Genomic DNA, 21,485 nt, shown 5'->3' on the forward strand with positions numbered 1-21,485 from the left:
GATAGCCAACGACAGTTGGCGAACGCCACGCCCGGCACAGTGATATGGCGGAGGCCTGTAGCAGAGCCTGGGTAGCATTACTCGTCGTCGAACTGGTAGCTGCCTGGTGCCAAGTTCTCAAACCGCGTGTACTTGCCAATGAACGCCAGGCGCACGGTGCCGATAGGGCCGTTCCGCTGCTTGCCGATAATGATCTCAGCAATCCCCTTGTGCTCGGTTTCCGGGTGATACACCTCATCCCGGTATACGAACATGATGACGTCGGCGTCCTGTTCGATGGCGCCGGACTCTCGAAGGTCGGAGTTGACCGGTCGCTTGTTGGGCCGCTGCTCAAGCGACCGGTTAAGCTGGGACAGCGCAACGACCGGGCAACCAAACTCCTTGGCCAACGCTTTCAGAGAGCGAGAAATCTCGGAGATTTCGTTGGTACGGTTGTCACCGCTGGAGCCAGGTATCTGCATCAACTGAAGGTAGTCGATCATGATCATGGCCAAGTCGCCATGCTCGCGCACAATACGGCGAGTACGGGCACGCATCTCTGACGGGCTGATACCTGCCGTATCGTCGATGAACAACTTGCGGTCGTTAAGCAGGTTGACCGCGGACGTCAGGCGGGGCCAGTCGTCATCGTCCAGACGGCCACTGCGCACCTTGGTTTGGTCGATCCGACCCAACGAGGACAGCATACGCATGATCAGGGAGTCGCCAGGCATTTCCAGCGAATACACCAGCACTACTTTGTCGCTGCGCAGTACGGCGTTTTCTACCAGGTTCATGGCGAAGGTGGTTTTACCCATGGACGGGCGCCCCGCCACGATCACCAGGTCTGAAGGCTGTAGCCCACTGGTTTTATCGTCGAGGTCGGCATAACCGGTCGACAAGCCTGTGATGGCCTGGTCGGTATTGAACAAGGTATCGATGCGGTCAATGGCCTTGGTCAGCAGGTCATTTACCCCGACAGGGCCGCCTGTCTTCGGCCGGGCCTCAGCAATCTGGAAGATCTGCCGCTCAGCCTCGTCCAAAATCTCCGCTGCGTTACGCCCCTGGGGATTGAACGCGCTGTCGGCGATTTCATTACTGATGCTGATCAGTTGGCGCAACGTGGCGCGTTCACGCACGATCTGCGCGTAAGCCTTGATGTTGGCAACTGACGGAATGTTCTTGGCCAGCTCGCCCAGGTAGCCCAAACCGCCTACTTGGCTGCTCTGCCCTTCTTTATCCAATTGCTCGTGCAGCGTGACCACATCGAACGGGATGTTCTGGTCAGCCAGGCGGGCAATGGCGCGGAAAATCAAACGATGGTCGTGACGGTAGAAATCGCCATCCGAGACTTGATCCAGCACCCGCTCCCATGCGTTGTTGTCCAGCATCAACCCCCCGAGGACAGCCTGCTCGGCTTCGATGGAGTGCGGCGGGACTTTAAGCGAGGCCGTTTGCAGGTCGTATTGTTCGGGAGTGGAAATGTCGTTCATAACCAACGGAATCTGCGTGGTACTCAATAGAAAGACAAAGGGCACGGCCTGCCTGGCAGGACCGTGCCCGATGTTAAACGGGTGGCTGGCGAGCTGCCAGCCAATCCGCTTAAGCGGCTACAACCACAACGCGGACGGTGGCTTCAACGTCGCTGTGCAGGTGCACGGCAACGTCGTACTCACCAACGTTACGGATGGTGCCGTTCGGCAAACGTACTTCAGCCTTGGCCACTTCAACGCCAGAGGCGGTCAGTGCGTCAGCGATGTCGTGCGTACCGATCGAACCGAACAGCTTGCCCTCATCGCCTGCGGTAGCAGTGATGGTGACTTCCAGTTCAGCCAACTGAGCAGCACGGCTTTCAGCCGAGGCTTTCTTGTCGGCAGCGGCCTTTTCCAGGTCGGCGCGACGTGCTTCGAACGCAGCCAGGTTGGCGGCGGTCGCGGCGGTAGCTTTGCCCTTTGGCAGCAGGAAGTTACGCCCGTAGCCAGCCTTCACGTTTACCTTGTCGCCCAGGTTGCCCAGGTTGGCGATTTTTTCCAGCAGGATCAGTTCCATTTGGTATTAACCTCTTAACTTTTAACCTTCACCGTTCGCAGACCCCTGATCGTTCCCCTTTTCAGGGGGCAGGCGGCCGCGAAAATCAATCAGGCCGTCGACAATGGCCACAACCACCAGCACCAGATAGGCCAGCTGTATGAACAACAGGAACGTGACGTATAACCCTACCACCCAGAAGCGCCCAAGCTTGCCACGCGCGGCCAACCCATGAACCAGGGCAAAGCCTGCAAACACTAGCGGCACGCTGCAGATAGGCGTCAACATCGCCACCTGCGGGCCAAATTGTGGCCCTATCAACATGCATGCAAACAAGCCCAGTGCCACCGGCCCGGGAATTCTCGTAGCGCGAAACTCGCGCCCGAAGCCGCCCGGGTTATACAGCACGCCCTGCCAGTAGCGCCCCAGCATCAGGGCCAACAGGCTGACGGCTTGCAGCAGTGCCGCTATCAATCCGGTGAGTACGGGAGCAATCAATGCCTCCAGGTGTGCCTGCTCTTCCAGCGACAGGCGCTGGTAAACCGCTCCGAGCAGATCGGGCAAGTGTCGGGCCATGGCTACTGCCAACTGCCGCAGGGTTTCGCCAAACACGACCCCAAGCGCTATGCCATACACCATACCCAGGCCAATACTTGCCAGTAGCAGCTTGTTCCAGGACCAGCCTGCACGCAGTAACGCGGCAAGCCCCAAGGAGCCCAGCAACACCATCAAGGTGCGCGGTTCTCCGAAATACCACCAGACCAACGCTGGTAGTACACCCCAGGCAAGCACGCCGATGGCGTCGCTCAACCCACGCCGCAGAAGCACGAGGCAACCCGCGGCGGCACTCAACCAGAACAACAACGGCAATGCCGCACATCCAGCCACCACAAGGGTGGCCTGCATACGACCCCGCATGATGAAATCAGCCAAGGCACGCATGCGCTCTATCCTTTACTGCTGTCGACGAAGCCCGTATCAGCGGCCGTGGCTGTCGGTGTAAGGCAGCAGGGCCAGGAAGCGGGCGCGCTTGATAGCGGTAGCCAGCTGACGCTGATAACGAGCCTTGGTACCCGTGATACGGCTTGGAACGATCTTGCCGGTTTCAGAGACGTAAGCTTTCAGGGTGTTGAGATCTTTGTAATCGATCTCTTTAACGTTTTCTGCGGTGAAACGGCAGAATTTACGACGACGGAAGAAACGTGCCATTTAACAGGCTCCTCTAAAGATCCGTGAATTACTCGTCAGCGTTGTCGCTGTTGTCACTGCTGTCGCTGTCGCTGTCGCTGTCGTCGCCGTCGGCGCTGTCAGCTTGCTCAGGACGGTCACGACGCTCACGGCGCTCGCTGCGGTTCTCTTCAGCCTTGAGCATTTCGGACTGGCCAATAACGGCTTCGTCGCGACGGATGACAAGGTTACGGATAACGGCATCGTTGTAGCGGAAGCTGTCTTCCAGCTCGGCCAGGGCCTTGCCAGTGCATTCAACGTTCAGCATCACGTAGTGAGCCTTGTGAACATTGTTGATAGCGTAGGCCAGTTGACGACGGCCCCAGTCTTCCAGGCGGTGAATCTTGCCACCGTCTTCTTCGATCAGCTTGGTATAACGTTCGACCATGCCGCCGACTTGTTCGCTCTGATCCGGGTGGACCAGAAAGATGATTTCGTAATGACGCATGAATGCTCCTTACGGGTTGTAGCCTGCCGAAAACCGGTCAGACAAGGAGTGAATAGTGCTTTTTACCTGCTCAGACGAGTGCCGCGAGGCCTACCGCCTGGGCAAGGGGCGCAATTGTAGAGAAGGGCCTGGTGTAGCGCAAGGCAATTGGTGAATATTTGACCAGGCCCAACGCGTGTCAGCGCCCAGTACGCTGGCGTACCGCTTCAAACAGGCAAACACCCGTGGCAACCGAGACATTAAGGCTACTAACGCTGCCGCCCATAGGAAGCTTGACCAAGTGATCGCAGTGCTCACGAGTAAGCCGGCGCATGCCTTTGCCTTCGGCGCCCATGACCAGTACCAGAGGCCCGGTAAGGTCTTGCTGATAAATGTTTTTGTCTGCCTCGCCCGCAGTACCGACGATCCATAATCCCCGTTGCTGGAGTTTTTCCAGGCTTCGGGCAAGGTTGGTAACGGCCACCAGGGGAATGACCTCTGCCGCGCCGCAGGCAACCTTGCGCACGACAGGCGTCAAGGTTGCGGCCTTGTCCTTTGGAATGATGACGGCAAGGGCACCGGCGGCATCGGCCGTGCGCAGGCAGGCGCCCAAGTTGTGAGGGTCAGTCACACCATCCAGCACCAACAGCAACGGTGGCCCTTCGTGGCGATCGAGTAGCTCCTCGAGCATCGCCTCGCCCCATACCTGGCTCGGGCTGACATCCGCTACCACGCCTTGATGCACGCCTTCGACCCAGGCATCAAGCTCGCGGCGCTCAGCGGCGCCGATGGCTACACGGTGCTGCCCCGCCAGTTCAAGCAAACCCTGAAGCCGTGGCTCGCTACGCCCCTCAGACAACCATATCTGCTTGACGCGCCGCGGATGGTGGCGCAATAGCGCCTCGACTGCGTGCACACCGTAGACTTTTTCCAACTGACTCATGATTTTGCCTTGGTCTTGCTGCGCGCGCCTGTTTTGGAAGTGCCCTTGCGATGCCGCGTCGGCTTGCTCGCATCAGCCTGAGCAGGGGTCTGCCTGGCCTCCCCCATCAGGGCCTTCTTCATTTCTCGGCTTTTACGCACTTCAGCATTGTTGGCCGTGGCATGCGAGGCCCGGTAGGCATCCTCCCCGGCCGCGTCCTTGCCTGCCTTACGCTTGCGCGGGGCGGCAAGTGCTGCACTGGGCTGGGCTGTGGCAGAAGCCGCCTCGCCCTTGCCGGCGCTGCGCGCATCGGATGCTGAGGTTTTTTCAGTCGTTTTACGCGACTTGCGTGGGGTTGTGCTCTTGTCCGCGCCTATGTCAGCCAGCTCGAAATCGATCTTGCGCTCGTCCAGGTCCACACGCATGACGCGCACCTGAACGGTGTCGCCAAGACGGAAACTGCGGCCAGTGCGCTCACCCGTGAGGCGATGATGTAACTGGTCATAGTGGTAATAGTCGCCCGGCAAGGCGGATACATGCACCAGCCCTTCTACATAAATGTCGGTTAGCTCTACAAAAATACCGAACCCTGTAGCGGCGGTAATCACGCCCGGGAACACCTCGCCCACGCGGTCTTTCATGTACTCGCACTTGAGCCAGTTCACCACATCGCGAGTCGCCTCGTCAGCGCGCCGCTCCGTCATGGAACACTGCTCGCCAAACTGCTCCAGCGCTGCTTCGTCGTAGGGGTAGATGCGCGCTTTAGGGATAGCGGCAGCGCCTGCACGCACCACATGGGGCGTTTCACGCTTGGAGCGGATAACACTGCGGATCGCACGGTGCACGAGCAGGTCGGGATAGCGGCGAATCGGCGACGTGAAGTGGGTATACGCCGGGTAGTTCAGGCCAAAGTGGCCGTTGTTCTCGGAGGTATACACCGCCTGGCTCAACGAGCGCAGCATCACCGTCTGGATCAAGTGGAAATCCGGCCGGTCCTTGATGGTTTCCAGCAAGGCCTGGTAGTCCTTCGGGCTGGGGCCATCCTTGCCCTTATTCAGGGACAAGCCAAGCTCGCCCAGGAATGCACGTAATTTTTCCAGCCGCTCTGGCGGTGGCCCATCGTGGACGCGATACAGGGTGGGTACTTCGTGCTTATTGAGAAACTCCGCCGTGGCAACGTTGGCCGCCAGCATGCATTCCTCGATCAGTTTGTGCGCATCGTTGCGTGTAGTAGGGCGTATTTCAGCAATCTTACGCTCGTTCCCGAAGATGATTCGGGTTTCCTGCGTCTCGAAATCGATGGCGCCACGCGCATGACGCGCTGCCAACAGCACCTGGTACAGCGCGTACAGCTGCTTGAGATGAGGCAGTACCTCACCGTACTCACCGCGTAGAGCCTTGGCTTCGGCGGTGCGCGAATGCTCAAGCATGGTGCTGACTTTGTTATAGGTCAGGCGAGCATGAGAATGAATGACTGCCTCGCAAAACTTGTAGTCCACCATTTGACCGTTTTTGGAGATGGTCATTTCACAGACCATGGCCAGGCGATCCACCTGTGGATTCAGCGAGCATAGGCCGTTGGACAACTGCTCCGGCAGCATTGGCACAACACGCTCGGGGAAGTACACCGAGTTGCCACGCACCTGGGCCTCTGCGTCCAGTGCAGAGTCAATTTTCACGTAGCTGGAAACGTCCGCGATAGCCACGTACAAACGCCAGCCGCCGGAGAACATCTTGATCCGGCCCTTGGGTTCGCAGTACACCGCGTCGTCGAAGTCACGAGCATCTTCACCGTCGATGGTCACGAATGGCAGGTGGCGCAGGTCAACACGGTTGGCCTTGTGCTTTTCCTCTACCTCCGGCTTTAGCCGGGCCGCTTCCTTCTCGACGGCGTCTGGCCACGTGTGAGGAATGTCATAGCTGCGCAAGGCAACGTCGATTTCCATGCCGGGGGCCATGTAGTTGCCCAGCACCTCCATGACATCGCCCTGAGGCTGGAAGCGCGCAGTCGGCCAGTGGGTAATCTTGATTTCGACGAACTGCCCTACGCGTGCGCCGCCGTTCCGGCCTGGAGTGACCAGGACCTCCTGTTGCACCTTGGGGTTGTCCGCCTGCACAAAGCCGATGCCGCCTTCTTCGAAGTAGCGACCTACGATGCTTTCATGCGCACGACTGACCACCTCGACCAAGGCGCCTTCGCGACGACCACGACGGTCAAGACCTGAAACGCGTGCCAAGGCACGGTCCCCATCAAAAACCAGACGCATCTGGGCCGGGCTAAGGAACAGGTCGTCGCTACCGTCGTCAGGCATCAGGAAGCCGAAACCATCTCGATGCCCGCTTACCCGGCCGGCAATCAAGTCCAGCTTATCGACCGGCGCGTACGTACCACGGCGCGTGTAGATCAACTGGGCGTCGCGCTCCATTGCCCGCAAACGGCGGCGCAGGGCTTCGACTTGGTCCTCGGTCCCCAGCCCGAACTCCTCTACCAGCTGTTCGCGGCTTGCCGGAGACCCACGCTCAGCGAGGTGGTGCAGGATCAATTCACGGCTGGGAATAGGATTTTCGTATTTTTCCGCTTCACGAGCGGCCTCGGGATCGAGGGACTGCCAATCGGCCATTAGAGAGTGTTCACCTTGTGTCATATGCAAGTTAGTTTGGCATACCCCTGTTAAAACGGGAAATTCCAGCGGCAAGTGCCTGCCAGAAGCCGCCGCAATTGACTATAAACATTTTTACGGTCAGGGGTTTACAGTGCAATACAGCGCCCGTATAGTGCGCGCCATCGACGACGCAAGTGGTCGATTTGCCCAGATGGTGAAATTGGTAGACACGCCAGCTTCAGGTGTTGGTGGCCTTACGGCCGTGGAAGTTCGAGTCTTCTTCTGGGCACCATATTCAAGCGCGAGACTACATCAGTCCGTCGCGTTCCAAAAGCCCGCGAAAGCGGGCTTTTTCGTTTCCGCAGCGTGCATGCGCGTGTACACCCACTGTCGTGGGTGTGTCGCTCCTTTTTTTATCCGGGGGCTTTACAGCTCTAAATGCCCGCCGTATAGTGCGCGCCATCGAAAGCGTGAGTTTTCGATTTGCCCAGGTGGTGAAATTGGTAGACACGCCAGCTTCAGGTGTTGGTGGCTTTACGGCCGTGGAAGTTCGAGTCTTCTCCTGGGCACCAAATCAAGCGTAACGCTGCAAGAAGCCTGCTAATCGCGGGCTTTTTTTGTGGGCGACAGAAACGTACTGACAACCAAATACGCCCGCATTCGAGAAACAATCTCCTTTATACTTGGCGCCACTTTTTTCCCAAGGAGAGACGCCCGGATGTCAGTGCGAACAGCCTTACTGCGCCTGTGTGCCCTGCCCGCTTTGGCAATGGCCTTATCCATCGGCACCGCCCAGGCTGCAGATACCCCTACCCTCACCCTCTACAATGGCCAGCATAAAGAGCTGGGCGAGGCCGTGGCCAAGGCCTTCGAAGCCGCTACCGGTATTCATGTCAACGTGCGCAAAGGCAGCAGCAACCAGCTTGCCAACCAGATCATGGAAGAAGGCGACCGCTCGCCTGCCGATGTGATCTATAGCGAAGAGTCGCCGCCATTGAACGCGCTGGGTGAAAAAGGCTTCCTGGCCGTCACCGACAAAACCACACTGGATGCGCTGCCGGCAGAATACGTTGCCAAAGATGGCACCTGGATAGGCATCACGGCCCGGGTACGCGTGGCTGCCTATAACCCGCGCCTGGTCGCTGAAAAAGACCTTCCTGCCTCGGTCATGGATTTCGCCCGCCCTGAATGGAACGGCAAGATCGGCTTTGTGCCTACCAGCGGTGCGTTCCAGGAGCAAGCCGTTGCCGTGTTGCGGCTCAAGGGTGAAGAAGCCGCCGAGGAGTGGCTAACGGGCCTGAAGGCTTACGGCAAAACCTACGCCAACAACATGGTGGCGATCAAAGCTGTTGAAAAAGGCGAAATCGCAGCAGTATTGGTCAACAATTACTACTGGTACGCCCTCAAGCGTGAAAAAGGCGACCTGCAGTCGCAACTGTACTATTTCAAAAACAAAGACCCGGGCGGGCTGGTCACCATTTCCAGTGCGGCCGTGGTTAAAGCCAGCAAACACCCTCAGCAAGCCCAACAATTGTTGGCCTGGATGGCCAGCGAAGAAGGGCAGCGTGTGATTACCCGCGCCCAGGCCGAGTATCCATTACGCAAGGGTATGGTCTCGGACCAAGGCTTGAAGCCCTTCAACGAGCTTGAAGCGCCGGACATCACCCCAGCCGATATTGGCAACGCCGACGAGGCACTGGACATGCAGCGTGACGTCGGGCTGAACTGATGACCGCTCAGGCTCAAGTACTGCCTACTCCGGTAGTCGCTCGCAAGGTAAGTAGCAGGCGGCCCTCTATCTGGCTGGTCGCCCCGGTGCTGGCGCTTGTGGCACTGAGCCTGTTGCCGCTTGCGTATGTAAGCATTCGCACCGCCGAAGCAGGGTGGCACGATATCAGCCGCCTGCTATTTCGCCCCTATGTGTACAGCTTGCTCGGCAATACCCTGATGCTGCTGGCTGGGGTTACCCTGGCCAGCGCAATCATCGGCACATTGCTGGCGTGGCTGCTCGAACGCACCAACCTGTGGGGCAGGCGCGCGTGGGGCGTGGTGCTGTGCTTGCCGTTCGCGGTGCCTTCATTCGTGTCCAGCTTTACATGGGTGTCGCTCAGTTCCAGTTTCGAAGGGCTGAGCGGGGCCATTCTGGTGATGAGCCTGTCCAAATACCCCCTGGTGTTTTTGCCAGTGGCCGCTACCTTGCGCAACCTCGATCACTCGCTGGAGGAGTCCGCTCGCTTGCTAGGTGCCAGTCGGCGAAAGCTCTTCTTCTCTATTACATTGCCCTTGTTGTGGCCCGCCATCCTCGCTGGCAGCCTGCTGATCGCCCTGCACATGCTTGTAGAGTTCGGGGCATTATCGATCCTGAACGTCCGCACCTTTACGACCGCGATCTATCAACAGTTCGAGCTGGAATTCAGCAACGCCAACGCGGCCATGCTGTCGGCCGTGCTGCTTGTGTTATGCATGGCGTTTCTCTGGCTTGAGCTCAAGGTGCGAGGTCGTGCCCGTCACGTGCGTATTGGCCAAGGCGTCGCACGGCGCGCATCTCCGCTACGCTTGGCACAGTGGGCGGTAGTGGCTGGGCAGGGGTTCTGTGTAGCATTAGCGGTGCTGGGCAGCGGCGTTCCGCTGGTGATGCTGGGTTACTGGCTGGTGCAAGGCAGCTCTGCCGCGTTCCCGGTGCTTGCCATCGCACAGGCGCTACTCTCATCGCTGGGCCTATCCCTGGCGGGCGCAGCAGTTGCATTGCTGTTTGCACTGCCTGTGAGCCTGTTAGTGGTGCGTCACCGCGGCATGCTGGCTGTCTGGGCCGAGCGCCTGCCGTATTTATTACATGCGCTGCCTGGGCTGGTCATTGCCCTCACGCTGGTGTATTTCGCACTTCACTACGTTCCGGCGCTGTATCAAACAACAGGCTTGCTTATCCTCGCCTATGCCCTGCTGTTCTTACCCCTGGCCCAAGGGCCCGTGCGCACGGCACTGACCAAGGCCGCGCCTCAACTCGAAGAAGCAGCGCGCACTCTGGGCGCCACAGCCTTCATGGCCTTCTGCAAAGTTACCTTGCCTATCATATTCCCTGCGTTGGCCGCCGCGTTTGCCTTGGTCTTTCTCGATGCCATGAAAGAACTAACCGCTACGCTGCTGCTTAGCCCGACCGGCACAACCACCTTGGCCACAGAGGTATGGTCACATACCTCCAACATGGAGTTCGCTGCTGCCGCCCCTTTCGCTGCCCTGTTGATCCTTGTGTCTGGTTTGCCGGTCTACCTGCTTACCACTCGGATGTACCTCAACCGTCGCTAGCCTGGGCGGGCTTGAAGCACTGAAGCTACCTGCATCATCAGCGCTACAACGACAAAGGGCCCCTATAAGGGGCCCTTTGCATGTGACAGCGCCAGGTTAAGCGAACGGGTGGCGCAGTACGATGGTTTCGTTACGGTCAGGGCCAGTCGAGATAATGTCGATAGGCGCACCTACCAGCTCCTCTACTCGCTTGATATACGCGCGAGCGTTAGCTGGCAGTTCCTCAAGGCTCTTCGCGCCCACGGTAGACTCTGTCCACCCTGGCACTTCTTCGTACACAGGCTGCAGCCCAATGTAGCTGTCTGCGTCAGTCGGGGCCTCGATCACGGCACCGTGCTCGTTTTTGTAGCCCACGCAGATGTTGATGGTTTCCAGCCCATCCAGCACGTCGAGCTTGGTCAGGCATAGGCCAGAGATGCTGTTGATCTCTATGGCACGGCGCAGAATCACCGCGTCGAACCAGCCACAACGACGAGCACGCCCGGTAGTGGCGCCGAACTCATGACCGCGCTTGGCCAGGAAAGCGCCCACGTCATCGAACAGCTCCGTGGGGAATGGCCCCGAACCTACACGGGTGGTATACGCCTTGGTGATCCCCAGGATGTAATCCAGGTACATCGGCCCAAAGCCCGAGCCGGTGGCGATCCCGCCAGCAGTGGTGTTGGAGCTGGTGACGTAGGGGTAGGTACCGTGATCGATGTCCAGAAGGGAGCCTTGGGCGCCTTCGAACATGATGTCCTTCCCGGCTTTACGCAAGCCATGCAACTCGGCGGTTACGTCCAGCATCATCGGCTGCAGCTGCTCGGCATACGCCATGCACTCGTCCAGCGTGGACTGGAAATCAACAGCAGGCTCTTTGTAGTAATTGACCAGCACGAAGTTGTGGTAATCCAACAGCTCGCCCAGTTTTGCGGCAAAGCGCTCGCGGTGGAACAGGTCGCCCACGCGTAGACCGCGGCGTGCAACCTTGTCCTCGTAGGCTGGGCCGATACCACGGCCGGTTGTACCGATCTTATGCTCGCCGCGAGCTTTTTCGCGGGCCTGATCCAGCGCAACGTGATACGACAGGATCAGTGGGCAGGACGGGCTAATGCGCAATCGATCACGCACCGGTACACCTTTTTCTTCCAGCTTGATGATTTCACGCATCAAAGCATCGGGCGCTACCACTACACCGTTACCGATCAAGCACTGCACGCCATCGCGCAGAATACCGGATGGGATCAGGTGCAGCACGGTTTTCTCTCCGTTGATTACCAATGTGTGGCCAGCGTTGTGGCCCCCTTGGTAACGAACGACCGCGGCAGCATGTTCGGTGAGCAGATCGACGATCTTGCCTTTGCCCTCATCACCCCATTGGGTGCCCAGGACGACGACATTCTTACCCATAACACTTGTCCTCATTGGCGCAAACTTGTGCCGACCGCGGCCGGCGTGAACTCAGGAAACCAGCGGCGCTACGTGCCAGCGGCCGCCTTGAAGAATGAGTTGGCGGTCACAGCCCGCCTCCAGAGCTGCTGTAACAGCCTGACCAGGCAGTGCCTGGACCACGCGCTCTGCTTGGGCACGTAAACGGCAAGCTGCTTGCCACAATGCAGAGTCGGTGCTGTCTGGCATCCAGATACCACCTTGCGGCAGGTCTACCTCGGCCTGCCCCAGGGTTACCAGGGTTTTGAGGTCGGTCGAAAACCCTGTGGCCGGCCGCGCACGCCCGAAGTCGGCGCCAAAATCATCATAGCGACCACCCTGGGCGATGGACTGGCCTTCCCCTGGCACAAAGGCGGCAAAGACAACGCCGGTGTGGTAGTGGTACCCACGCAGCTCGCCCAGATCGAAATACAACGGCAAGCCTGGGAATCGCGCGGACAAACGCTCTGCCAACTCTAGCAGTTCATCCAGCGCTGCCAAGACGCTTGCAGGTGCGCTACCCAGTACATCCCTGGCCCGCTCCAGGACGGAGCGGTCACCGGACAGGTCGACCAAGGCGCGAAGCATACGTGCCGGCCCCTCTGCCAGGTGCTTGGTAAGGTCCGCGACTTCGTCCGCTGCCTTACGTTGCAGGGCGTCGAAAAGCTGCTGCTCGGCCTCGCCAGACAACCCGGCTGCCCGAGCCAGGCCTCGGTAGATACCGACATGACCGAGGTCCATGTGCACATGGGGCACTTGCCACAGCTCAAGCATGGCGAGCATCAGGCTGATGACTTCAAGGTCGCTGGCAGTGCTGGCGTCGCCGTACAGCTCTGCGCCCAGCTGGATCGGGCTACGAGCGTTCGACAAGGCACGTGGAGTGGCGTGCAGAACACTCCCGGCGTAGCAGAGGCGGCTTGGGCCTTCGCGGCGTAGAGAGTGGGCGTCGATACGGGCTACCTGTGGCGTGATGTCCGCACGGAACCCCATTTGCCGCCCTGAAAGTGGATCTATCACCTTGAAGGTGCGCAAGTCTAAGTCCTGGGAGGCACCAACGAGGAGCGATTCCAAGTATTCAATATGTGGCGTTACAACGAACTCGTAGCCCCAGCTCTGGAACAGATCCAGTACCTGCCGCCGCGCCACTTCGATGCGTGCAGCCTCAGGTGGCAGAACTTCCTCGATACCATCCGGCAAAAGCCAGCGGTCTACCGTCGCCATTTTACCCATCCCCTTTGTTCCGGGCGGCTACCCACATACGGGCGCCTTTGAGTGAAGCAGATACTGCCGCGCAGGGGCAAAAACCGTAGTGCTAACCGCGCTACGGGGCAGTACCCTCGTAAAGCCATGGAGCCTGCCAGGCCGAAGGACCTCGCAGACGCAAAAAAGCCGGGAATTTCCCGGCTGCCGCATGATACACAGGTTTGAGCCTGGGATCACCCCGCTGGCGGCCAAACCGCTCAGCGGGGTCAATCACACGGGCCTTATGGCTTGGGGCGCTCCATGAAGCGGAAGAACTCACTGCTTGGGTCGAGCACAAGTACATCCTCCTTGGACGTGAACCCCTGCCTATAGGCCTGCAGGCTGCGGTAAAAGGAATAGAACTCTGGATCCTGACCGTAGGCCTTGGCATAGATAGACGCTGCTTGCGCGTCACCGTCACCCCTGACTTCTTCAGACTCCCTGTACGCCTCTGCCAGCAATACCCGGCGCTGACGATCGGCATCGGCACGGATGCCTTCAGCCAGCTCGTTACCCTTTGCACGGTGCTCACGCGCTTCACGCTCGCGCTCAGTGCTCATGCGCTCGAACACGCTGCGGTTGACTTCCTTGGGCAGGTCGATGGCCTTCACGCGGACGTCCACTACCTCGATGCCAAGCTCCTGATCTGCCATACGGTTGAGTGATGCCGTGATATCTGCCATGAGCGCATCACGCTCACCCGAGACCACTTCATGCAGCGTACGCTTACCGAACTGGTCACGAAGGCCCGATTCCAAACGGCGCGCAAGGCGTTCGTCAGCAGTTGCCTTCATACCCGCGGTTGCGGTGTAGAAGCGATCTGCATCCTTTACTCGCCATTTGGCATAGGCGTCTACCATCACGGCTTTCTTTTCAAGGGTAAGGAAGCGCTGAGTAGGCGCATCCAGCGTCATAAGGCGCGCATCGAAGCGGCGTACCTGGTTCATGTAAGGCACTTTCATGTGCAAGCCAGGCTGCACATCTGCTTCCACGACACGACCGAAGCGCAACAATACCGCGCGCTCGGTTTGCGACACGATGTAGAAGCTGTTCCACAGCCCTATCACCACCACAATGCCGGCAATAAGCGCGACTACTGATCTATTGCTCATCAGCGGCTCTCCCTCGTACGCATTTCACGCTGCTGCTGTTGCAGATCGCCAGCGCTACGGCCAGCGGAGTCTGAAGGCGGTGCGTTGGACGGCTGGGCGGGCAACGCAGTGCGGCCTTTGTCCATGAGCTTGTCCAGTGGCAGGTAGAGCATGTTGTTTTGACCCTTGCCAGACACGAGCACCTTGCTGGTATTGCTGTACACCTGCTGCATGGTTTCAAGGTACAAGCGTTCGCGCGTGACATCTGGTGCCTTGCGGTACTCAGTTAGCAGCTTGCTGAAGCGATCCGCCTCACCTTTGGCACGCGAGACGGCTTCGTCACGGTAGCCATTAGCATCCTCGATGATTCGCTGGGCCTGACCACGGGCTTCGGGCACTACGCCGTTCGCGTAGGTTTCGGCCTGATTGCGGGCACGCTGTTCGTCTTCACGAGCGCGAATGACGTCATCGAAAGCTTCTTGAACTTCACGCGGCGCGGCGGCGCTCTGTACGTTCACTTGGGTGACGCTGATACCGGTACGGTAGGTGTCGAGGAAGCGCTGCAGGCGCTCCTTGATTTCCCCAGCCATCTGCACACGGCCCTCGGTTAGCACCTGATCCATGGCAGTGGAGCCGACCACATGACGAAGGGCGCTGTCGGTTGCGTGTTGCAGGCTTATTTCAGGCTGGTCCACGTTGAGCACGAAGTCTCGCAGGTTGACGATCTTGTACTGAACCGTAAGCGGTACCTCGACGATGTTTTCGTCTTCGGTAAGCATTTGCCCCTGCTTGCTATACGCACGTTCACGGGTCACGTTTTCGAGGTATTTGCGATCGAACGGCGGGAAATAAATGTTCAGGCCTGGCCCAACGGTTTCGTGGTACTTACCGAACCGAAGTATGACGGCTTGTTCTTGTTCATCGACCACATACACCGCACTGTACAGCCAGATGGCAGCCAATACGGCAAGGCCGATGCTCAGCAGGCCCAGGCCACCGCCTTTCGAACCAGTGGGCTCGGTGCCGCGACGCTTGCCACCGCCAAACAGGCCGTTCAGGCTTTCTTGTAGCTTGCGGAAGGCTTCGTCCAAGTCCGGTGGGCCTTTACGGTCACCGCCCTTACGGCCACCCCAGGGATCCTGGTTGTTCGAGTTGCCACCACCCGGCTCATTCCAAGCCATAGCGCTCTCCATCAGATAAAGCTAAGACGCACCCGCGGCGCGTCGGCCAATGCTACAGAATGCCGGCCCTCCCGACCAAATCAACACGAAGGGCTTTTATTGCAAAGTGTGTTCCTGAATAAACGCCAAGGGCTTTAACCCTTCTCGGCTAACCAGGCGGTTCAACTCGGTTCTTGGTATACGTACATCCAACAGGCTGGCACCACTTTCATCATGGGTTTCGCCTTGCACTGCGCCTGCCGTGAAGAACTGCGCGCGCAGCCTGCCAAGGGCCTGGGGCAAGCGCAGGGTGGCCACGAACATGTCTTCGCCCAATAGCTCGGAGACTGCCTTGCCGATGAGTTCCAGCCCCAGCCCGTCGCGGGCCGAGACCCATACCCGCTGCGGCTTGCCATCTTCACCGCGCTGAATGTGCGGCTGTACGGCATCAAGCAGGTCTACCTTGTTGTACACCTCCAGGATAGGCAAGCCCTGCGCGCCAATCTCCGTGAGTACGGCCATTACCTGCTCAACCTGTGCCATGCGCTCGGGCTCATGGGCGTCGATCACATGCAACAGTAGGTCGGAGTTTGCAGACTCTTCCAAGGTGGCACGGAACGCTTCTACCAGCTTGTGGGGCAGGTGACGGATGAACCCTACGGTATCGGCAAGCACGATAGGCCCGATGTCGGCCAGCTCAAGGCGCCGCAAGGTAGGGTCCAAGGTCGCGAAAAGCTGGTCAGCCGCGTATACGTCTGATTGGGTGATAGCGTTGAACAGGGTAGATTTGCCGGCGTTGGTATACCCCACGAGTGATACGGAGGGAATATCGGCTCGCCTGCGCCCGCGCCGAGCCTGCTCGCGCTGGCTACGAACCTTCTCAAGGCGCGCCTTGATCTGCCTCAGCCGCACCCGCAGCAAGCGGCGGTCGGTTTCGAGCTGGGTTTCCCCAGGGCCCCGCAAGCCAATACCGCCCTTTTGCCGCTCAAGGTGAGTCCAGCCGCGCACAAGGCGTGTGCTCATGTGCTCAAGCTGAGCAAGCTCGACCTGCAGCTTGCCCTCGTGCGTGCGAGCACGCTGGGCGAAAATGTCAAGGATCAGGCCGGTGCGGTCCAATACGCGACACTCGAAGGCGCGCTCCAGGTTACGTTCCTGGCTGGGCGTCAAGGTGTGATTGAAAATCACCAGGTCGACTTCGCCGGCTTTGACTTGCTCGCGCAGCTCATCGACCTTGCCGGTACCGATCAGGTACCTGGCCGTGGGCTGGTGCCGTGACACGCTGACGAACGTGATGGTCTCGGCGCCCGCCGAGGCTGCCAGTTCCTGAAACTCCTGCGGGTCTTCGCGCGCCTCAGGGTCTTGTCCATCCAGATGAACGAGGATCGCTCGCTCACCACCACCGTGGCGCTCAAAGAACAAAGGAGGCTCCTATTCAGGTTCAGGCGTTGCCGGGCTCGCCGTCCGCATGCTCTGCATCACCGGCAGTGGGCAGGCGAATCGGGCGGACAGGCACGACAGTAGAGATAGCATGCTTGTACACCATCTGGCTGACGGTGTTCTTCAGCAAAATGACAAACTGGTCAAAGGACTCGATAGTGCCTTGAAGCTTGATGCCGTTGACGAGATAAATCGAAACCCCCACTTTTTCTTTACGCAAGGTGTTCAAGTAAGGGTCTTGTAGCGAATGCCCTTTTGACATGTGCCGCACTCCTTTAAGGATCTATAAATAATTTCAAAATGGTGGTTTACCGTACAACCACAAGGTTAGACGGCAACGCAAGACTCAGCTCAATATGGAGATCGACCCGAGGTATTTCAAGGACTGCGTCAAGTTGTCGCTGGCCAGGCTATCGAGCCAGTGTAGGCCGTTCCAACTGCGTAGCCAGGTAAACTGCCGCTTGGCCAGTTGACGGGTTGCGATAACACCGCGTTCCTTCATCTCGCTTGCGCTCAGCGTGCCATCGAGGTGCTCCCAAACTTGTCGATAGCCCACTGCCCTGATCGCCGGCAGCGCTGCGTGTAAGTCTCCTCTGGCACGCAATGCTCTGACCTCATCTACGAAGCCCTGTTCAAGCATTTGCTCGAAGCGTGTTGCAATACGGTCGTGGAGGCAGGAACGCTGAGCAGGGGCAATGGCCAAACTGGCGACAGTATAGGGTAATTGCGAAGCCGCCGATGCGCCTGGCATGCCCTTTTGAACATTTTGCAATGCTCGCAGCGCCGTCATGCTCTGGCCACTCACGCGATAGACTTCCAGGGCACGCATCACGCGCTGAGGGTCGTTTGGATGAATACGGGCCGCCGACACCGGGTCGACACGCGATAGCTCGGCATGCAAAGCGTGCAAGCCTTCCTGAGCAGCTTGCGCCTCAAGGGCCTGACGTACAGCGGGGTCGGCCGGGGGCATGTCTGCGAGCCCATTGAGGAGCGCCTTGAAGTACAACATGGTGCCGCCCACCAACAGGGGGATATTGCCGCGGGTCGTGATCTCGGCCATGGCCTGAAGCGCGTCTCGGCGGAAGTCGGCTGCCGAGTAGCTATGAGCGGGGTCAAGGATGTCCACCAAACGATGGGGAAATTCAGCCAGCAGCGCCCTGGAGGGCTTGGCAGTACCGATGTCCATGCCTCGATATACCAATGCCGAGTCCACGCTGATCAGCTCGCACGGCAGCGCGCGGGCCAACGCCATTGCCAAGTCGGTTTTGCCGGATGCCGTTGGCCCCATCAGGAAGATGGCCGGGGGGTGTGCGCTCATCTCAGCGGCCCCGCAGGAACAGCTTGTCGAGTTCGTCGATGCCCAGTTGGGTCCAGGTCGGGCGGCCATGGTTGCACTGGCCGCTGCGCTCGGTGGTTTCCATATCGCGTAACAGAGCGTTCATCTCTGGTACCGCCAACCGGCGATTGGCGCGAACGGCGCCGTGGCAGGCCATGGTGCCCAGCAGCTCATTGAGATGGGCCTGGATGCGGTCACTGGAACCGTATTCCATCAGGTCGGCCAGTACGTCCGCCACCAGGCGGTTGGCCTCGGCCTGCTTGAGCAATGCCGGAATCTGGCGAATAGCGAGGGTTTCCGGGCCCAAGCGCTGAAGCTCGAAGCCAAGCCGCGAAAACCAGGCAGCGTGTTCTTCTGCACAGTCCGCCTCGCGCTGGCTCAATGCCAAGGATTCGGGCACCAGCAGCGGCTGGCCGCTCAAGCCCTCGCTGGCCATCGCAATTTTGAGGCGTTCATACATGATGCGCTCATGGGCCGCATGCATGTCCACCAGAACCAACCCGTGGGCGTTTTCAGCCAGGATATAAATGCCTTTGAGCTGCGCCAGGGCAAAGCCCAACGGCGGTATTTCGTCCTGCTGTTCGGGCAGCGCGGCTGGCGCAGCTTGTGCATCGGGCAGGGGCGCGAAGAACGCTTGATAGACCCCACTGGCTTCTGCCAGCGGCACGCCAGGGCCTCGCCGCTCTGCCCCGCCAGACCAAGCGCCGGCGACACCGCCACCTGTGCCATTGCCCGTGTAGGCGGTTTGAGCCGCCGGGGGATAGGTGTGGGTTGGCGCGAAGGTAGTGGGGCGTGCTGCCAGCGGCATCTCCCCCTGAGGCCCAAACTCCCCCACTTCTGCCCCAGCGGGTTTGATAGTTGCAGCAATGGCGGCAGGCGCTGCCGCCAGCTGAGCCTCGGGCCGTACGTCTGCCAGGGCGCGGTGCAGGGTGCCATAAAGGAAGTCATGGACCATCCGCCCGTCGCGGAAGCGCACCTCATGCTTGGTAGGGTGAACGTTAACATCCACTACAGCGGGGTCTGCCTCAAGGAACAGCACGAAGGTGGGGTGGCGGCCGTTGAATAGCACATCCCGGTAGGCCTGCCGTACTGCATGCGCTACCAGCTTGTCACGGACAACACGACCGTTGACGAAGAAATACTGCATGTCTGCCTGGCTGCGCGAGAAGGTAGGCAAGCCTACCCAGCCCCACAACCGAAGGCCACTGCGCTCTACATCAACGGGCAGCGCCTGCTCCAGAAAGCCTGGCCCACAGATAGCGCCAACCCGCCGTGCTCGCATCGCTTCGTCGCCGGCCTCATGCAGGCTCAACACGCTTTTGCCGTTGTGGCGCAAGTGAAAGGCGACATCGAAGCGGGCCAGGGCCAAGCGCTTGATGACTTCCTGAAGATGGTCGAATTCGGTTTTCTCGCTCTTGAGAAACTTGCGCCGCGCAGGGGTGTTGAAGAATAGGTCGCGCACTTCTACGGAAGTGCCTACAGGGTGCGCCGCCGGCTGCACACGCGGGGCCATGTCGCGGCCTTCGGTTTCTACTTGCCAGGCCTGCGTTGCTTCCAAGGTACGCGAGGTGAGCACCAGGCGAGCAACGGAGCTGATGGATGCCAGCGCTTCGCCGCGAAAGCCCAGGCTCATCACCCGCTCAAGGTCTTCGAGGTCACGGATTTTACTGGTCGCGTGCCGCGCCAATGCGAGGGGCAGATCGTCTGCGGCAATGCCAGAGCCGTCATCGCGCACCTTCAGCAACTTGACCCCACCCTGCTCTACCTCTACATCAATGCGCCTTGCGCCTGAATCGAGGCTGTTCTCTAAAAGCTCTTTGATAACCGACGCGGGCCGTTCCACCACTTCCCCGGCGGCAATCTGGTTGGCCAGCCGAGGGGCAAGTAACTCGATACGTGCTGGCGCGGCCGTCATTGCACGGCTACCGGCGCAGAGGGCACCACCAGCAACTGGCCAATCTTCAAGGTGTCGCTGTCTAGGTCATTGGCGCTGCGCAGCGCACTGACCGACACGTGATAACGGGTGGCGATCATGGGCAGGGTTTCGCCGCCCCGTACGGTGTGTTCGCTCTCAGCACGGGCCAGCTTGCCGGAGTCGCGCAACCAGGCAATGTAGGTGCCCGGCGGCGGGTTTTGTTCGAAGAACTGCTTGACCCCGGCACGGATCGAACGGGCCAGCGCTTGCTGATGCGCCGAGGAGCGCAATTTGCTGGACTCGCCCGAGTTCGAGATAAAACCGGTCTCGACCAGGATCGAAGGAATATCGGGAGACTTGAGTACCATGAACGCAGCCTGCTCGACCCGGTTCTTGTGCAAGGTAGTCACGCGGCCAATATTGCTGAGTACTTTCTGGCCAACGTTCAGGCTGGAGCTGAGGGAAGCGGTCATGGACAAGTCAAGCAGTACGCCAGCAAGCATCCTGTCCTTGTCGTCCAGGCTCACGTTGCCAGCCCCGCCGATGAGGTCGGAGCGGTTTTCGCTATCGGCCAGCCAACGCGCTGTTTCTGAGGTGGCTCCACGCTCGGACAACGCGAACACAGAGGCGCCATAGGCGGCAGACGATGGCGCGGCATCGGCATGAATCGACACGAACAGGTCAGCCCCTTTTTTACGTGCGATTTCCGTGCGCTTACGCAGCGGGATGAAATAGTCGCCGGTACGGGTAAGCTCGGCGCGGAAGCCCTTCTCTTGATTGATTTGCCGCTGTAGCTCTTTGGCAATCGCCAGCACGACGTCTTTTTCATGCTCGCCGCGCGAACCGGACGCGCCGGGGTCTTCGCCCCCGTGACCGGCATCGATGGCAATGATGATGTCGCGCTTGCCATTGGGCACGGGCGCTAGTTTGATCTCAGGCTTGGCAGGGGTTACCGGCACCGCTGGCGTGGTTGCCAAGGTAGGCGGCGGCGCGGGCGGCTCTGCGTCTGAAGCCTGGTCGAAGAGGTCCACTACCAACCTGTTGCCGTATTGCTGGTTGGGGGCCAAGGTAAAGCTTTTAGGCGTGAGGGCTTTTTTAAGGTCGACCACCACGCGCAGGTCCGTGGGCGTACGCTGCGCCGTGCGTACGCTGGTGATAGGTGTATTGGCCGTAGACACCTTCAGGGGGGTGTTCAGGGTTGCCCCATTTATGTCGATAACCAGACGATCCGGGGCCGTCAGCGTGAACACACTGTGTTCTACCGGGCCAGACAGGTCGAAAACCAATCGAGTGTTATCCGGAGCTCGCCACAAACGCATGCTTTTGACTTGCGTGACGGCCATGGCGTCGACCGCGAATGCCGTAAGCCAGAGTCCTACGACTGCGATCAGCGCGCGAATGCGCATAT

General features: G+C 59.5%; 18 protein-coding genes and 2 tRNA genes. 4 read left to right on the top strand and 16 right to left on the bottom strand.

Annotated elements, in window-relative coordinates; genetic code table 11:
• Positions 1-77: 77 nt before the first annotated feature.
• The 7 genes from dnaB to rnr form a co-directional block, all read right to left on the bottom strand.
• Entirely contained in the window at positions 78-1,472 is a 1,395-nt protein-coding gene (gene dnaB / locus AC4LE2_RS19190; RefSeq protein WP_491827480.1) for a replicative DNA helicase, read from the bottom strand.
• A gap of 109 nt (positions 1,473-1,581) precedes the next feature.
• Positions 1,582-2,028: a 50S ribosomal protein L9 gene (rplI, locus tag AC4LE2_RS19195; protein WP_491827482.1), complete on the bottom strand. Its 447-nt coding sequence runs from the start codon at positions 2,026-2,028 to the stop codon at positions 1,582-1,584.
• A 21-nt stretch (positions 2,029-2,049) separates the two neighbouring features.
• Positions 2,050-2,949: a hypothetical protein gene (locus tag AC4LE2_RS19200; RefSeq protein ID WP_491827483.1), complete on the bottom strand. Its 900-nt coding sequence runs from the start codon at positions 2,947-2,949 to the stop codon at positions 2,050-2,052.
• 36 nt (positions 2,950-2,985) lie between these two features.
• On the bottom strand, positions 2,986-3,216 hold the full coding sequence (rpsR, locus tag AC4LE2_RS19205) for a 30S ribosomal protein S18 (RefSeq protein WP_040260021.1): 231 nt from the start codon (positions 3,214-3,216) through the stop codon (positions 2,986-2,988).
• 28 nt (positions 3,217-3,244) lie between these two features.
• Positions 3,245-3,682, bottom strand: a complete 438-nt coding sequence (gene rpsF, locus AC4LE2_RS19210) for a 30S ribosomal protein S6 (RefSeq protein ID WP_491827486.1) — start codon at positions 3,680-3,682, stop codon at positions 3,245-3,247.
• Positions 3,683-3,860: 178 nt separating this feature from the next.
• Complete coding sequence (gene rlmB, locus AC4LE2_RS19215; RefSeq protein WP_491827487.1) at positions 3,861-4,604, bottom strand: 23S rRNA (guanosine(2251)-2'-O)-methyltransferase RlmB; 744 nt, start codon at positions 4,602-4,604, stop codon at positions 3,861-3,863.
• Positions 4,601-7,204: a ribonuclease R gene (rnr, locus tag AC4LE2_RS19220; protein WP_491827489.1), complete on the bottom strand. Its 2,604-nt coding sequence runs from the start codon at positions 7,202-7,204 to the stop codon at positions 4,601-4,603. The genes rlmB and rnr overlap by 4 nt, the downstream gene beginning before the upstream one ends.
• A 187-nt stretch (positions 7,205-7,391) precedes the next feature.
• Here rnr and AC4LE2_RS19225 point away from each other — a divergent pair.
• The 4 genes from AC4LE2_RS19225 (at position 7,392) to AC4LE2_RS19240 (ending at position 10,489) form a co-directional block, all read left to right on the top strand.
• A tRNA-Leu gene (locus AC4LE2_RS19225) sits at positions 7,392-7,478 on the top strand.
• Between the two features lie 193 nt (positions 7,479-7,671).
• Positions 7,672-7,758 (top strand) — tRNA-Leu (locus tag AC4LE2_RS19230).
• A 197-nt stretch (positions 7,759-7,955) separates the two neighbouring features.
• Entirely contained in the window at positions 7,956-8,915 is a 960-nt protein-coding gene (locus AC4LE2_RS19235) for an iron ABC transporter substrate-binding protein (RefSeq protein ID WP_491828182.1), read from the top strand.
• Positions 8,915-10,489 carry an ABC transporter permease gene (locus tag AC4LE2_RS19240; protein ID WP_491827491.1) on the top strand — a complete coding sequence of 525 codons (1,575 nt, stop codon included), beginning with the start codon at positions 8,915-8,917 and terminating at the stop codon, positions 10,487-10,489. The genes AC4LE2_RS19235 and AC4LE2_RS19240 overlap by 1 nt, the downstream gene beginning before the upstream one ends.
• Before the next feature lie 96 nt (positions 10,490-10,585).
• Here AC4LE2_RS19240 and AC4LE2_RS19245 read toward each other — a convergent pair whose 3' ends face one another.
• The 9 genes from AC4LE2_RS19245 to AC4LE2_RS19285 all read right to left on the bottom strand — a co-directional run bounded on the left by AC4LE2_RS19245 (position 10,586) and on the right by AC4LE2_RS19285 (position 21,483).
• Positions 10,586-11,878, bottom strand: a complete 1,293-nt coding sequence (locus AC4LE2_RS19245; RefSeq protein ID WP_491827492.1) for an adenylosuccinate synthase — start codon at positions 11,876-11,878, stop codon at positions 10,586-10,588.
• Between the two features lie 51 nt (positions 11,879-11,929).
• Positions 11,930-13,117 carry an ATP phosphoribosyltransferase regulatory subunit gene (locus tag AC4LE2_RS19250; protein ID WP_491827493.1) on the bottom strand — a complete coding sequence of 396 codons (1,188 nt, stop codon included), beginning with the start codon at positions 13,115-13,117 and terminating at the stop codon, positions 11,930-11,932.
• A gap of 263 nt (positions 13,118-13,380) precedes the next feature.
• Positions 13,381-14,250 (bottom strand): protease modulator HflC, encoded by an 870-nt coding sequence (hflC, locus tag AC4LE2_RS19255; protein ID WP_491827495.1) that lies wholly within the window; start codon positions 14,248-14,250, stop codon positions 13,381-13,383.
• Positions 14,250-15,410, bottom strand: a complete 1,161-nt coding sequence (gene hflK / locus AC4LE2_RS19260; protein WP_491827497.1) for an FtsH protease activity modulator HflK — start codon at positions 15,408-15,410, stop codon at positions 14,250-14,252. Before hflK ends, hflC begins: the two co-directional genes overlap by 1 nt.
• Before the next feature lie 96 nt (positions 15,411-15,506).
• Positions 15,507-16,808, bottom strand: a complete 1,302-nt coding sequence (gene hflX / locus AC4LE2_RS19265) for a ribosome rescue GTPase HflX (protein ID WP_491827499.1) — start codon at positions 16,806-16,808, stop codon at positions 15,507-15,509.
• A 19-nt stretch (positions 16,809-16,827) separates the two neighbouring features.
• On the bottom strand, positions 16,828-17,088 hold the full coding sequence (gene hfq, locus AC4LE2_RS19270) for an RNA chaperone Hfq (protein ID WP_491827501.1): 261 nt from the start codon (positions 17,086-17,088) through the stop codon (positions 16,828-16,830).
• Positions 17,089-17,172: 84 nt separating this feature from the next.
• Positions 17,173-18,144, bottom strand: a complete 972-nt coding sequence (gene miaA, locus AC4LE2_RS19275) for a tRNA (adenosine(37)-N6)-dimethylallyltransferase MiaA (protein WP_491827503.1) — start codon at positions 18,142-18,144, stop codon at positions 17,173-17,175.
• A 1-nt stretch (position 18,145) separates the two neighbouring features.
• Positions 18,146-20,077 carry a DNA mismatch repair endonuclease MutL gene (gene mutL / locus AC4LE2_RS19280; RefSeq protein WP_491827505.1) on the bottom strand — a complete coding sequence of 644 codons (1,932 nt, stop codon included), beginning with the start codon at positions 20,075-20,077 and terminating at the stop codon, positions 18,146-18,148.
• Positions 20,074-21,483 (bottom strand): N-acetylmuramoyl-L-alanine amidase, encoded by a 1,410-nt coding sequence (locus AC4LE2_RS19285; protein WP_491827507.1) that lies wholly within the window; start codon positions 21,481-21,483, stop codon positions 20,074-20,076. The genes mutL and AC4LE2_RS19285 overlap by 4 nt, the downstream gene beginning before the upstream one ends.
• Positions 21,484-21,485: the final 2 nt, after the last annotated feature.

This window comes from Pseudomonas sp. 9.3L (assembly GCF_058536285.1).

What these genes read in the sequence shown, in the direction of transcription:
- AC4LE2_RS19240 (WP_491827491.1), top strand. Translation starts at nt 8,915, where the DNA reads ATGACCGCTCAGGCTCAAGTACTGCCTACTCCGGTAGTCGCTCGCAAG.
- dnaB (WP_491827480.1), bottom strand. Translation starts at nt 1,472, where the DNA reads ATGAACGACATTTCCACTCCCGAACAATACGACCTGCAAACGGCCTCG.
- AC4LE2_RS19285 (WP_491827507.1), bottom strand. Translation starts at nt 21,483, where the DNA reads ATGCGCATTCGCGCGCTGATCGCAGTCGTAGGACTCTGGCTTACGGCA.
- rnr (WP_491827489.1), bottom strand. Translation starts at nt 7,204, where the DNA reads ATGGCCGATTGGCAGTCCCTCGATCCCGAGGCCGCTCGTGAAGCGGAA.
- hfq (WP_491827501.1), bottom strand. Translation starts at nt 17,088, where the DNA reads ATGTCAAAAGGGCATTCGCTACAAGACCCTTACTTGAACACCTTGCGT.
- rpsF (WP_491827486.1), bottom strand. Translation starts at nt 3,682, where the DNA reads ATGCGTCATTACGAAATCATCTTTCTGGTCCACCCGGATCAGAGCGAA.
- AC4LE2_RS19235 (WP_491828182.1), top strand. Translation starts at nt 7,956, where the DNA reads ATGGCCTTATCCATCGGCACCGCCCAGGCTGCAGATACCCCTACCCTC.
- hflK (WP_491827497.1), bottom strand. Translation starts at nt 15,410, where the DNA reads ATGGCTTGGAATGAGCCGGGTGGTGGCAACTCGAACAACCAGGATCCC.
- rplI (WP_491827482.1), bottom strand. Translation starts at nt 2,028, where the DNA reads ATGGAACTGATCCTGCTGGAAAAAATCGCCAACCTGGGCAACCTGGGC.
- rpsR (WP_040260021.1), bottom strand. Translation starts at nt 3,216, where the DNA reads ATGGCACGTTTCTTCCGTCGTCGTAAATTCTGCCGTTTCACCGCAGAA.
- AC4LE2_RS19200 (WP_491827483.1), bottom strand. Translation starts at nt 2,949, where the DNA reads ATGCGTGCCTTGGCTGATTTCATCATGCGGGGTCGTATGCAGGCCACC.
- rlmB (WP_491827487.1), bottom strand. Translation starts at nt 4,604, where the DNA reads ATGAGTCAGTTGGAAAAAGTCTACGGTGTGCACGCAGTCGAGGCGCTA.
- hflC (WP_491827495.1), bottom strand. Translation starts at nt 14,250, where the DNA reads ATGAGCAATAGATCAGTAGTCGCGCTTATTGCCGGCATTGTGGTGGTG.
- miaA (WP_491827503.1), bottom strand. Translation starts at nt 18,144, where the DNA reads ATGAGCGCACACCCCCCGGCCATCTTCCTGATGGGGCCAACGGCATCC.
- mutL (WP_491827505.1), bottom strand. Translation starts at nt 20,077, where the DNA reads ATGACGGCCGCGCCAGCACGTATCGAGTTACTTGCCCCTCGGCTGGCC.
- AC4LE2_RS19250 (WP_491827493.1), bottom strand. Translation starts at nt 13,117, where the DNA reads ATGGCGACGGTAGACCGCTGGCTTTTGCCGGATGGTATCGAGGAAGTT.
- AC4LE2_RS19245 (WP_491827492.1), bottom strand. Translation starts at nt 11,878, where the DNA reads ATGGGTAAGAATGTCGTCGTCCTGGGCACCCAATGGGGTGATGAGGGC.